Raw genomic sequence first — 13,899 nt, forward strand, 5'->3', positions numbered from 1 at the left:
ACGATAATTAAAATCTTTGCGTCCAGCTTATAAGGAGAAAGATGAACATGGAGACAATTCAAAAGCCGTTAAACACAAAATTGATATTGGCTGGTTTGATCATTGGTATGTTTTTTAGTGCTTTAGAACAAACCATTGTTGGTACCGCAATGCCAACGATTATTGCTGATCTAAACGGGTTTTCTATCTTTGCCTGGGTAACAACTGCCTATTTGATCACATCAACAACGGTTGTTCCAATCGTAGGTAAACTTTCTGATTTGTACGGACGCAGAAAGCTGTATTTACTAGGAAACTTTATTTTTATACTAGGCTCTGCACTTTGTGGAACAGCAAATTCTATGGAAGAACTCATTATTTATCGTGGGATACAGGGGATTGGCGGAGGAATGATCATGCCACTCTCTCAAACGATTATCGGTGATATCTTTACAGCTGAACAGCGTGCAAAGTGGCAAGGTGTATTTGGTGCGATCTATGGATTAAGTTCTGTAATTGGTCCTTTTATTGGTGGGCTCATGGTCGATCATATCAGCTGGCACTGGATTTTCTTGATCAATGTACCTTTTGGAATCATTTCTACAGCAATGATTGTGATCGGAATGAAGAACGAATCGATCAGAGCGGCAGTAGGGAAAGTAAATATTGATTACTTCGGTATTTTCACACTGATTCCAGCCGTTGTCTTGCTTTTATTAGGACTTACGTTTGGCGGTGATAAGTTTGAATGGCAATCTACAACAAGCTATTTGTTGTTTGGCGGAGTAGTTGTTCTCTTAGCTTTATTTATCACGATTGAAAAACGCGCTGTAGAACCTATCTTAAATCTGTCACTCTTTAAAAATAGGGTGTTTGCAACTACGAATATTTTAGGGTTTTTGCTTGGTTTAGGTATGTTTGGAGCCATCATGTTCGTTCCAATGTACATGCAAGGAATACTAGGGGTGAGTCCGACAAAAGCAGGATCGACGATGACTCCTATGATGATTGCGCTCATTACAGCAAGCATTATTGGTGGCCGTTTGTTATTAAAGCTTAAATTCAGAACAGTACTAACATCTGGCATGGTGATCACAGCTATTGGGTTCTTTTTAATGAGTACGATGGATGTGGATTCTAACGAATTTACGGCATATGCTTATATGGTTATTCTTGGTTTCGGTATGGGTTTAGTTATGCCAACGCTCATGATCGCTGTACAAAACGAGTTTCCAAAATCTCAGCTCGGAGAAGTAACATCTGCTTCTACTTTCTTCCGTTCTATTGGAGGAACGATCGGAATCACGATTTTAAACGCAGTCATGAACCATTCACTAACAAATAAAATCAGTGAAGCGGCAAGTGATGCTTCAAATCCGGTTCTTGGAAAAGCGCTCGAAGAGATTGGGAAGAAAACAGATGCGATGTTTGGGATCTTGATCAATCCAGATCTCTTGCCACTTCCGACTGAATTAAAAACACCTGTCATTGAAACGATTAAAGACGTTTGGTCAACTTCCTTCTCGAGCGTATTCTTAACGGGACTTATCTTTATCGGACTAGGAATTTTTGTAGCTTTATCGGTAGGGAACAGTCGGATCAAGAAAGAACCGGTCGACCAAAACACGGATCGTAAGGAAATTTCCTCAAACCAGGCAGCAACTGAATAAACAACAAAGAGCTGATCTGAAGATCAGCTCTTTTCATCTTAATTTCAATCAATAGTGCTTACCGTTGCTTATTCACCATCATATCTAAAAGTACAGAATCAGTTGTACTTGATGTTTCAGCACCTAATCTGCAGAAATTCTCAATCGTCTTTTCAACATCTTCTTCAATAAATCCGTTTGTAGAGGGGATACACAATCCGTTCGATGCTAAGACAGCTGATTGAACAGCGGCACTTGAACATGTTGCCACTTTCATGGCGCATCCGGCTTTTGCTCCGTCACAAACCATTCCACTTACGTTGCCTAATGTATTCTGTATAGCAGCTTTCATCTTAACTAAGTTGTCATCCATCAAGTAGGTGATCGCTGCAGATGCGCTAGCACCAGCGACAGTAACACCACATAGTGCAGATAACCGGCCGAATTTTGATTTCATATGAATCGATAGAAGGTGGCTCAAAGTTACCGCTCGTAACATCTTTTCTTCTGTTACACCTAGCTTTTCTGCAGCAGCCACAACAGGCATCGTAACCGCTATTCCTTGATTTCCGCTTCCGGAATTCGCCATAACAGGCATAGTAGATCCAGCCATTCGTGCGTCAGATCCTGCAGCAGATAATGCCATACTATACGTAGCTAAATCGTCTGAAAGAATTCCTTTTTTTGTTTGGTCGTATAACGTTTTACCTACTTTTAAACCATAGTCATTTGAAAGACCTTCTTTACAGATCGCAGAATTCAGCTCAACACTGCGCTTAACAAGATCCAATCGATGAAGTGGAACTTCGGTAATAAACGTATATAGGTCTTCTATCGTTAACTCAGGATTATCAGCTTTTTTAGAACTTGGGGATGAATCTGGTTTTGATTCATCTACTAACACGTTTCCGTTTTGAGAGATAAAGCTTATGTTCGTATGGTCGCCAGAGATCACAACGATTGCTTTCTCTGATGAAGTTTTCACTTCGACTTCTATAAATAACTTTTCAGGACCATCTGCAGTGGCCACCGAAACCATTCCGCTCTGAACGAAACTTATCGCTTCTTCTTCTTCAATAACTGTTACACCCTCAAGCAATTGAAGACCTTTTGAAGAATCTCCTGCAATCATACCGAGAGCCGCTGTGAAATCGATACCTGTATTATTCATGCCGGGAATCCCTACAGACAACGCGTTCTTGATAACATTACCGCTCGCTTTGACAGAAATGGATGTTACCGGCTCACTAATATATTTTTTTGCAGTAGCGGATGCGAGAGCGATCGCAACAGGTTCTGTGCAGCCAAGTGCAACAACGAGTTCTTTTTCAAGAAGTCTATAAATGTTTTCGTTGATCATAAATTTAACCTCTTCCCCAAAAATTTCTCTTCCTTAACAATAACGGTTAATTTCTTCAAAAAGAAGAGGAAAGTCTTATCAATTTTAAAAGTCCATATAAGAAAGGTAACCAAAAAATATCCAGGTCTTTAGGATGAAGTCGATATAAAGAATGTAAATAGAACGCCATGCTTATTGCCTAAACAAAATCAAAAATCAGGGATATATAAGCCTAAAGAACAAGATTCATTCACGAATCTGCCATGATCTAGAGGAAATATACTTTTTATTTAAAGGTAAAGTGGGTGAAAAGGAACTTTTTTGAAATTCTAATCAAAATCACTAGGCACTGTCATAAATAATACTTATTATAAATGAGTAAGATCTAACACCTTTGTAAGGAGTTTTTATAATGGATTCCAAATTAATAAAATATCAAAACATGCTCGAAAAAAAGATAACCAAACAAGTCCAAGAATGGAAAGATGATGAGAATCCGGTTTCTCACCAAGAGCTTTATCAATTCTTGCATACCATCACAGGTACTGCTGGTACGATATCGCTTTCAGAAGTTTCGAAAACCGCATCAGACTTAATGCACCAGATGGGTGAAGAACAAAAAAGCTGGAGTTCAATTGAAGCTGCACGTTATTTACGTCCAGTGACAAATTTGTTCGCTGTTCATAAAAAAAACCTTGCCGTAACATTCTCTTCTGAATTTACTCCAAACACAGATCAATGTGATAAGCCCCTTCTTCTCATTGTAGATCAAGATGTACCTTATCTCGTATATAGCAAAGAACAATTAGAGAATCACGGCTATGCTGTGGTCGTATCTCCAACGATTGAAAAAGCACTTTCGATGTTCTATGACTTGAACCCAGATTGTCTGATCGTTAATCCTTTTCATGAAGAGATCGATGGGTATGATTTTATCAAACAAGTTCGGGAAACCGTTGCATTTGAACTTATTCCAATCGTTGTGATTAGTCCTTCTGACGAAAAAGAAACGCGAATTGCCGCTTATCAAAAAGGTGCTGATGATTTCTTCCTAAAATCATTAGAATGGGATGAGTATGTAGCGAGAATCGATCGACAAGTGAAACGAAGGAAAATTGTGAAAGACACGCTTATGAAAGATGAATTAACGAAAGTGTACAACCGGAAGTTTCTTAAAGAAGCTTATCAACGAATATCATCTGAACATTTGAGACACAAAGATATCTTCTCGGTGATTATGATTGACGTTGATTTCTTTAAGAAAATAAACGATACATATGGTCATACTGCCGGTGATCACGTGCTAATTAAGTTTGCTGAATTTCTTCGAACACATCTTCGGACTCAGGATGTAGTAGTGAGGTACGGGGGAGAAGAATTCCTCCTTTTGATGCCTTATACAAAGCTTGAAGAAGCGGAAAAGACCGCTTGTCGACTTTTAGAAAATTTGAGTCAAAATGTATTTCATTATGATGGTCATTCATTTCTTGTTTCATTTTCAGCAGGAGTTTATGAAGTGAATAGTCCTGTTTCGTTAGCTGAAGCAGTACGAACGGCAGATCGTGCCTTGTACGCAGCAAAAGAAAACGGAAGAGGTAGGATTGAAACGGCAAGCTCTCAAGAAGTGGTTAACCGCCGACTTCGCGTAGCAGTCATCGATGATTCAGAAGTTATTCGTAGAATGCTAGAAAGCTTCTTTACTGATCTTGAAGTTGAAAATTATGAGCTTGAAATTAAAACCTATCAAGATGGCGTTTCATTCTTTGTAGATGAATGGCACCAGTCAAACGATGAATATTTGGTCATCTTGGATGGTGTTTTACCTAAGATGGATGGAATCGAAGTATTAACGAAGCTCCGTAAATATCCAGATACGAACCGATACAAAATTTTAATGCTTACAGCACGGAAAGCAGAGGGTGACATCGTTCGTGCTCTGCATTTAGGTGCGGATGACTATTTAACGAAGCCTTTTAGTATTCGTGAGTTAGAAGCGAGAATAAAAGTGTTAGTGCAAAGGGTGAAATAATGCTGTCAGATGAAATATTTCTTTTAGTATGCATCGCATGTGTCTTATTGAGTGTTTTAACAGTTATGTTCTTATATCTACTCATTAAAAAGACTCTGGAGATATCAAAAGAAAAGCAAATAAATGTTTATAAAGATCAAGTTCATCATACGATTTACGATTACTTGTATCATGAACATAAGTCACGGTTATTAGTTCCAGATTCGACGATAAAATTTATGGCGATCGAACGCCTTCTAACGGAATATTCAACAGTTATTGAGGGAGAGGGGAAGGGCCGAATCTCTTTATTAGCAGATGAGATCTTTCACGAAAGATATGAATCGATCTTGAATCAAAACAAGTGGAGCAGCAGGATGAATGTTCTTTATAAGATTGATGGTTTTAAGATGGGCTCTCTTTCAGAACTGTTGAAGAAGAAGTTGAGAGATCCAAACACTTCAAAAGAAGAAAAGCTTATTATTTTCCGTTGCTTAGCCAATAACCAAGATCGTGCACTCGCTCAGTTGTTTCGGTCTGTTCCAGCTTTATTTTCGGTACTAGAGTATAGAAGTATATTAAACAGAGTAGAAGATGAGTTGTTCACAAGTTTGGTAGGCGATTATTCACATTTTCCTGAGCGATTAAAGTTAGCCATCATCGATATGATTGGAATTCAAAAGAAATTAGACTTCGTTACCTTTTTAGAAAATCAGTTGGGTGATGAGCCATTTGAAATTCGTCTCCGATCGATGAAAGCAATCGGAGAAGTTGGTTTTTTATCTGACTCTGAAGTAATAGGTCGCTTCGCAAAATCAGATAGATGGGAAGAACGATTGATGGCAGCTAAGGTAATCGGAAAGACGCGAGCCTTGAACGGTCTGCAAATACTTGAAGCGTTGATAAAAGATTCATCGTGGATGGTACGTGCTGAAGCTGCAAAGTCATTTTTGAGCTATAATGACGGCCTTGAACGTTTGTATGATATTCGTTTTACAAGTGATGATCGGTTTGCTAGAGACATGGCATCAGAATGGATCGAGAGAGGAATTGCAGATGGTTACAATTATTAGTCAGTTATGGCTCGAACTTGTTCGTGTTTTTGGCTGGTTTATTTTGTTTTATATGTCAGGGGTTGTAGTTTTTTATGGACTTCTGTTTATTTTAGCTGCTTTTCAGCTGAAAAGAGAAGAGAAGATTGATTCCTATGAGCGTTATGAAGATTACATGGATGCAAGTTACACGAAACCAGTTTCTATTATTGTACCTGCTTATAATGAAGAGCTTGGAATCGTAGGAAGTGTTCGTTCTCTTTTGAGCATCAATTACCCAGAATTTGAAGTAATCGTTGTAAATGATGGATCTAAAGATGCGACAGTAGAAACCGTTATTGAACGTTTTCAAATGAAAAAGGTGAAGAAGGTTATTCAGACAAGACTTGAGACGATGACAATTAAAGGTGTATACCAATCAGTAATATATCCGAATCTATGGCTGGTAGATAAGATGAACGGTGGCAAAGCAGATGCATTGAACGCGGGACTCAATGTTTCTAACTATCCTTACTTTTGTTCATTAGACGGTGATTCAGTTCTTGAACGAGACGCTTTTCTAAAAGTAATGAAACCGATCATCGACTCGGATGAAACGGTGATTGCATCAGGTGGAAGTATTCGAATCGCTAATGGATGTGATATTCATGAGGGCCAAGTTGAAAGAATCGGTCTTTCTAAGAACCCGATCGTTATCATGCAGGTTATTGAATACTTGAGAGCGTTTTTGATGGGGCGAATTGGACTCAGTCGTTATAACTGGCTGTTGATCATTTCGGGAGCTTTCGGTGTATTCTCAAAAAAATGGGTGATTGAAGCAGGTGGCTATAAGCGGGATACAGTAGGAGAAGATATGGAGCTTGTGGTACGTCTTCAAAAGCTGATCAAAGATAAAAAAGAGAAGAAAAAAATCATTTATGTACCAGATCCAGTCTGTTGGACAGAGGCACCTGAAGACTTTAAATACCTTCATAGACAAAGAAATCGGTGGCATAGAGGCTTGTTTGACAGTCTTTGGATCCACAAGTCCATGCTTTTGAATCCAAAGTATGGATCAATCGGAATGGTCTCGCTGCCGTATTTTTGGATCATTGAACTAGCCGGTCCTGTCGTAGAGTTATGTGGTTATTTGTTTGTAGTTCTCTCCTTTTTTCTAGGAGGCATCTACATTGAGATGGCATTGCTGTTTTTCCTGCTCTCCGTCTTAATCGGATCGCTTTCTTCTATGGGAGCAGTAATCTTGGAGGAATGGAGCCTTCGTAAATACCCCAAAATATCGGACATCGTAAAACTATTTGTTTATTCACTAACAGAAACACTTTGGTATCGTCCATTAACTGTGATCTGGCGTTGTCAAGGATTGGTTCAAGCGATTCGTGGTAAAAAGTCATGGGGCGAAATGAAAAGAAAAGGTGTATCCGGGGGAATCTCACAATGAATTCACAACAAAAATCAAGGAAACGTTTCTTTTTTCTTTTTATTCTGCTCATCATCGGATTGATCACTTCACCGTTTTGGATGTGGTGGATCAAACAAGACAACATGCTGGACGTGGCGATTGTAGATAAGACGATAAACGAAGATTCCTTTAGAGAACATAATGGTTTAGTTTGGACGTTAAACCATTTAAAGATCGTAAATAAGAAAGAAGAAGCCTACCAAGAGGATAAGCATTTTTACAAGAATGTGCCAACGTCTAATAAGGGTAAAGAGCCAGATATCCTTTATGTAGCTGATAGCTATGGTGTTGAAGTGCTGAACCAAGAAAACAAACCGAGTGTCAAAGGTGGTCTGACACCTAGTGAAGTTGAGAATATCAGACGTACTGTGATGTCTGGGAAAACAAACCTCATCGCGGAATTTAATACGTTTGCGAGTCCAACCGGTAAAGAAGCAAGAGAAGGAATATCAGAACTGTTAAATGTGGAGTGGTCGGGATGGATTGGCAGATATTTTATAGATCTTAATGGTAAAGAAGTTCCAAGCTGGGTGAAGAGAAACTATAAAGATCGTTATGGAGAGTGGACGTTTAAGAGCGGTGGCATGTTGTTCGTGCATGAAAAAGGCGAGATGGTTATCTTAGAGAATAAAGACTTGAAGAAAAAAGGAGCACAGTTTTCTTTCACAAAAGAAGGAAAGAAATCTTATGGACTAGATGCATCTGTTCCTTATCATTATTGGTTCGATATTATTAAACCGATAAATAGCCAAGAAGTTATGGCAAATTATGAATTGAAGCTAACCGATACCGGGAAGAGCAAGCTTCTAAAACATCAAATTCCTCTGATGTTTCCCGCTATCATACAGCATCAGAATGCAATATATAAAACTACTTACTTTGCGGGTGACTATGCCGATCAAGCAGAGCTTCCTGAGTTGTACCAAACATGGGGTATCAGTTTCATTAAACAGAAATTTGCTTTGGATGATGGTCAAGGAAGTACGTTTTATTGGAAGGTGTACCTACCCTTAATGAAATCGATTCTGCAAAACGAGCAAAGTATTAAGAAACCAGATTCAACCACTCAGATCCAAGAAAAGAATGGCATTAAGATAAATGCAAAGGCATCAGGTGATTATTTACAAGTTCTTGAGGACGGGAAATGGAAAAACTTCTTAATAAAAGGAGTGAATATGGGAATTGCAAAACCAGGAAGCTTTCCAGGTGAGACAGCCATTTCTAAGAGTGAATATTTCCGGTGGTTTAAACGAATCGGGGAGATGAACGCAAATGCTATTCGTGTCTATACAATTCATCCACCAGGCTTTTATGAAGCTTTTTATGAATACAACAAGATTGCAAAAAAGCCGTTATACCTTTTTCATGGTGTATGGGTGAATGAAGATCAGTTAAAGGCAAAGCAAGATGTTTATGCACCGGAAGTAACAGAATCATTTAAGAAAGAAATCAAACATGTAGTGGATATTGTTCACGGTCAAGCGAATATTCCAAAGTTGCCAGGACATGCGGGCGGAGAGTATAAGAATGATATTTCTCCTTATGTACTGGGCTTTATTCTCGGTGTAGAATGGGACCCGGAAGTTGTGGTTTCGACGAACGAGAAGCATCAATCGAAAAACCGGTTCGATGGCCAATATTTTTCTAGCTCAAATGCCTCGCCTTTTGAGAATTGGCTCGCATCGATGTTGAACTATGCAACAGATTATGAGACGAAAACGTATCAGTGGCAGCACGCGATGAGTCATGTGAACTGGGTAACGACAGATACGTTGAAACACCCTGCTGAACCTTCAGAAAAGGAAGATAAAGTCTCTGTAGATCCAAATAGCTTGAAACCACAGAATGCGTTTAAATCAGGTTACTTTGCTTCCTATCACGTATATCCGTATTATCCTGATTTTTTAAACTATGAGAAAAAGTATCTGGAGTATGTAGACCATCGTGGAAAGAAAAATAACTATGCTGGTTACTTACATGATTTAAGGAAAGTCCATGATATGCCAGTCGTCGTTGCTGAATTTGGAGTACCGAGTTCAAGAGGAATCACCCATGAGAACGCATTTGGATGGAACCAAGGGCACCATTCTGAAAAGGATCAAGGGAAATATAACACGAGGCTGTTTGAAGATATTGTCGAAGAACAGATGGCAGGTGGCATGGTATTTACATGGCAGGATGAATGGTTCAAACGAACATGGAACACGATGGACTTTGATAACCCAGACAGACGGCCATATTGGTCTAATGCTCAGACAAATGAACAGCAGTTTGGACTGTTATCATTTGATCCGGAGTCTCCAATCAGAGTAGATGGGGAAGTGGAGGATTGGGTAGATCTAGCTCCTTATCAAAAAAGCAGCTCTAAAAGCAATGATTTAAAAGCTTTATACGTTACGAGTGATAACCGATATGTATATATGCGGTTGGATTATAACAGCAGGATAGATAGAGAGAGCATGAACACAACGATATTAATAGATACCATTCGTAATCAAGGTCAGCTGTCATCACCAGACGGAGTAGTTAAGTTAGATGCTGGTGCAGAGTTTGCTATAAATCTTACGAATGCGAAAAATTCTAGAATACTAGTTGATAGTTATTATGACAGCAATTATTACATGTACGGACATGAACTAAAGATGATCGAGCAAAAAAGTTATGCCGATCAAAAAAACAATGGAATCTATCATCCAATAGAAATGGCTTTAAACAAAGAACTAACCATACCAAGTACAAAAGAAGTTATTCCGTTTCAGTCGTTTGAAACAGGTAAATTGCGTTTTGGCAATGGAAATCCTGAAGGTAAAGACTATGATTCTCTTACAGATGTCAGCGTGAATGAAAAAGAAGGGATTATAGAGATTAGAATTCCTTGGCTACTTCTTAACGTGAAAGATCCTAGTTTGCATGAAGTGATGGGAGATATGTGGGAAGGTACGTTGTCTGCAAGTGAAAAAACAGATGGTTTTGCTATTGCTGCTTACACGTATAAAGCAAACGGAGCTGTTAGTGACTCCCTTCCACAATCAAAAGAGGGTATGATTTCACTTCAAAATGTAAGAAAGTATATGTGGAATGAATGGGATGAACCAGTCTATCAGGAACGACTAAAACAATCTTATTATGAACTGCAGAAAACGTTTGGAAATGTAAAAGAAGCGGGGGAATGATTCATGGCAAGAATCCTTTTAGCAGAAGATGAAGAAATTCTGCGCATGCTTGTTCTAGATACACTTGAAGATGAAGGTTATGAGATCGATGAGGCGACGGACGGGCAAGAAGCATATGAGAGGTTATTAATGAATGATTATGACCTTGTCATTTTAGACTATATGATGCCGCGTATGACAGGACTTGAAGTTGTTGAGAAAACGAGAAATGATTTAAACAAAAAGAACATGAAAATGATGATTCTTTCAGCAAAAAACCAACAAGCAGACCGTGAACGGATGAAGGAAGCGGGTGCGGATTATTTTATGTCAAAGCCGTTCAGTCCTCAGCAGCTTCTTGAAACGATAGGGGAGATTCTGGGTGCGTAACTATTTTAAAAGGAGCTTGGGTAGGAAAGTAATTCTTATTAATCTAGTTTTTGTTTTCCTACTTCTAGCAGGTATGGTCTCCCTGAGACTATATCATGTCAATCTGACGGAATCACTTGATAAACAGATCTCGGCGAAACAGAGCAAATTGAACTTTGTTGAGAATATGCGAGAGAATTTAAACTCAGTAATGTTTGATTCAAGGGGTTATTTTGCTTTTGGAACAGATACATTCTTAGAAAATATTGAAAAGAAAGAATTGCAGATTAATAAAGACTTAACAACGTTCAATAAGGTATATCGATCTGATGAAGATAAAGCACTTTCAAGTGAAATCCAAGAGTTTACCAATCGTTATTTTAATGAATCACTTCCTAGTGCCATTCAATACAAAAGAGAAGGACAACTCGAAGAACTTGTGGAAATGTCACAGAGCGGGGGAACACAACGGGTAAATGATGTGCTTCAATCACTAAATAGCTTTGAGTCAGATGTCCAAGAAGAAATTAATTTTATATATGAAGAAAAAGATGAAAAGACAAGTACGAGTCAATGGATCTATTTTTCATTTTTAACGTTTATGGTGTTGGTGTTTATCGTTCTTATCCGATTGATGATGAAACAATTTGGAGGACCTCTCAAGGAGATTGCAAATGTATCTACACAGATTACAAATGGGCTCTTTGTTACGGATGTTCCACACACACAAAGACTTGATGAGATTGGTTTGCTCTCACAAGCCTTTGAGAAGATGATCCGAAGCACTCAGGATAATGAACAAGAACTAATTGCTCAGAATGAAGAACTTGCAGCTCAGCAGGATGAATTAAATGAGCAACAAGAAAAGCTTCGTGAAGCTTTATCGACCACAGAGCAGAATGAAAAGATGCTTCTCAGAATGAATTCTTTTATTCATTCGATCTCTAATACACTTGATAAGGATCAACTATTAAAGAGCATCATTTCTAATATGGTTGAAATCACCTATTCAAGCAAGGGACTAATCTGGTTGATTGATGGGAATCAAACCGCATCTGTCGGTCTTTCAGAAACTGAGCAAATTCAATTTAAACAACATTTTCCTGACTCTGGGATGTTTGAGAAATTAAAAGAGAGTAGCTTATCACATCAAGTGATGAGAGATACTTCAACATCAGAAAGAGGGTACGTGGAACAAAAGTATAAATCAGGAGATCTGTACATTCCCATCTTTTCAGGAAAGCGTGAGATAATGGCCGTTTTGGTCGTAACTCGAATCGGATCAACTTATTCGTGTGATGAAGTAACAGAGTATCAAGGTCTAGCACGCCAGGTCGCTCTTTCGCTTGAAAAGATCATGTTGTATGAAGATAGTGAGAAACAACGAGTAACGATGAAAAATGTGATGAACAGCATTCACGAAGGCATACAGCTAATCGATAACAAAGGAAATATCATTTCTGCCAATCAAAAATTTTGTGAGTTTATGAGCTGTAATCTACCGGACCAATTGACTAACATGAGATACGAGGAATGGACTCGACGGTTAGAAGGAAGAGTTCAAGAAGCTCGTGAACTTCTGGCATTTATTCAAGGTGCGGTCCATGAAAAAAATGATGTTGGCATTTCACATGTATTTGAGTTAGATGGTGAAGTAAAGCGTGTCATTCAGATTTATTCGGAAAGTCTCATCCAAAACGATACAAAATTAGGTACCGTTATCGTATACCGTGACATTACAAAAGAACACGAAGTGGATCAGATGAAGTCGGAGTTTGTTACAACGGTAAGTCACGAGCTTCGAACTCCGTTATCTAGCGTTTTAGGATTTACGGAGTTGATGCTCACACGTGAGTTAAAACCAGAGCGTCAAAAGAAGTATTTAACAACCATCCACCAAGAGGCGTTCAGGCTGACTTCACTGATAAACGATTTTCTAGATGTGCAAAAGATGGAGAGCGGAAGCCAGGAGTTTGATAAAAAGTATCACTCGATCTTGCCGATCATTCAAGATGTAATCGATGTTCAAAAGGTAAATAGTGATAAACACGTGTTTGTTATGGATATCCAAACGGAAAAGTTATCCGTGTTCGGAGATCGAGATAAGTTATCACAAGTGTTTATGAACCTAATATCGAATGCGATAAAATACTCACCTGAAGGTGGAAAAGTTTTGGTGAGACTCTACCATACTAATAAACATCTTATCATAAATATTAAGGATGAGGGGCTCGGCATTCCACAGTCGGCAATAGGTGATTTGTTTACGAAGTTCTATAGAGTGGACAACTCCGATCGGAGAAAAATTGGTGGTACTGGCCTTGGTCTTGCTATTGTTAAAGAAATTGTGAAAGTGCATGGAGGGCAAATATCGGTAGAGTCAACATTAGGTCAGGGAAGTATCTTTACCGTAAAGTTTCCTGTCATAGAAGATGTTTATGTGAATGCCTCGATAACGATGGATAAGGGACAGAAAGCTGATATTATTATTATTGAAGATGATAGGCATCTTGCAGGGCTTATTACTGAAGAACTGATTGAACGAGGCTTCCAGATTGCACAGTATAATAAAGGTGAAGAAGCTTTGATCATGATCGAGAAATTAAAGCCGGAAGCTATCATATTAGACATTCTACTTGAAGGGGAGATGGATGGCTGGCAAGTGATTCAAACCCTTAAAGCAAATGAGAACACGAAAGACATTCCCATTTTCATCTCAACAGCACTTGATGAGAAGCAGCGAGGACTTAACTTAGGTGCTGCGGGGTACTTGATCAAACCATATCAACCAAGCCAGTTAACATCCTCTATCCTCCAAGTTTTGTTGAACAAAGAGAAGAATGGACACATTTTGGTGCCAGAAGAAAAATAATCATTATTAAAGAAAAAGCC

Annotated in this window: 8 protein-coding genes; 7 read left to right on the forward strand and 1 reads right to left on the reverse strand. The window is 38.7% G+C overall.

Going from position 1 to position 13,899, the window contains the following annotated elements; translation table 11 throughout:
• The first annotated feature begins 47 nt into the window (after positions 1-47).
• Entirely contained in the window at positions 48-1,649 is a 1,602-nt protein-coding gene (locus ABE65_RS05115; protein WP_156499119.1) for an MDR family MFS transporter, read from the forward strand.
• A gap of 58 nt (positions 1,650-1,707) precedes the next feature.
• On the opposite strand, the gene ABE65_RS05120 is transcribed toward ABE65_RS05115, so the two are convergent.
• Complete coding sequence (locus ABE65_RS05120; protein ID WP_066392056.1) at positions 1,708-2,988, reverse strand: L-cysteine desulfidase family protein; 1,281 nt, start codon at positions 2,986-2,988, stop codon at positions 1,708-1,710.
• A 391-nt stretch (positions 2,989-3,379) separates the two neighbouring features.
• On the opposite strand from ABE65_RS05120, the gene ABE65_RS05125 reads away from it, so the two are divergent.
• The 6 genes from ABE65_RS05125 (at position 3,380) to ABE65_RS05150 (ending at position 13,879) form a co-directional block, all read left to right on the forward strand.
• Positions 3,380-4,996 carry a GGDEF domain-containing response regulator gene (locus tag ABE65_RS05125; RefSeq protein WP_066392057.1) on the forward strand — a complete coding sequence of 539 codons (1,617 nt, stop codon included), beginning with the start codon at positions 3,380-3,382 and terminating at the stop codon, positions 4,994-4,996.
• On the forward strand, positions 4,996-6,048 hold the full coding sequence (locus ABE65_RS05130; RefSeq protein ID WP_066392058.1) for a HEAT repeat domain-containing protein: 1,053 nt from the start codon (positions 4,996-4,998) through the stop codon (positions 6,046-6,048). Before ABE65_RS05125 ends, ABE65_RS05130 begins: the two co-directional genes overlap by 1 nt.
• Entirely contained in the window at positions 6,032-7,465 is a 1,434-nt protein-coding gene (locus ABE65_RS05135; protein WP_197480339.1) for a glycosyltransferase family 2 protein, read from the forward strand. Before ABE65_RS05130 ends, ABE65_RS05135 begins: the two co-directional genes overlap by 17 nt.
• Positions 7,462-10,659, forward strand: coding sequence for a hypothetical protein (locus ABE65_RS05140; protein WP_066392061.1), 3,198 nt, complete (start codon positions 7,462-7,464; stop codon positions 10,657-10,659). Before ABE65_RS05135 ends, ABE65_RS05140 begins: the two co-directional genes overlap by 4 nt.
• A 3-nt stretch (positions 10,660-10,662) precedes the next feature.
• Positions 10,663-11,028: a response regulator gene (locus ABE65_RS05145; RefSeq protein ID WP_066392063.1), complete on the forward strand. Its 366-nt coding sequence runs from the start codon at positions 10,663-10,665 to the stop codon at positions 11,026-11,028.
• Between the two features lie 190 nt (positions 11,029-11,218).
• The gene (locus tag ABE65_RS05150; RefSeq protein ID WP_197480340.1) at positions 11,219-13,879 is read left to right on the forward strand and encodes an ATP-binding protein; all 2,661 of its coding nucleotides are present in this window, start codon (positions 11,219-11,221) and stop codon (positions 13,877-13,879) included.
• Positions 13,880-13,899: the final 20 nt, after the last annotated feature.

It is taken from the genome of Fictibacillus phosphorivorans (assembly GCF_001629705.1).
GTDB lineage: Bacteria > Bacillota > Bacilli > Bacillales > Fictibacillaceae > Fictibacillus > Fictibacillus phosphorivorans_A.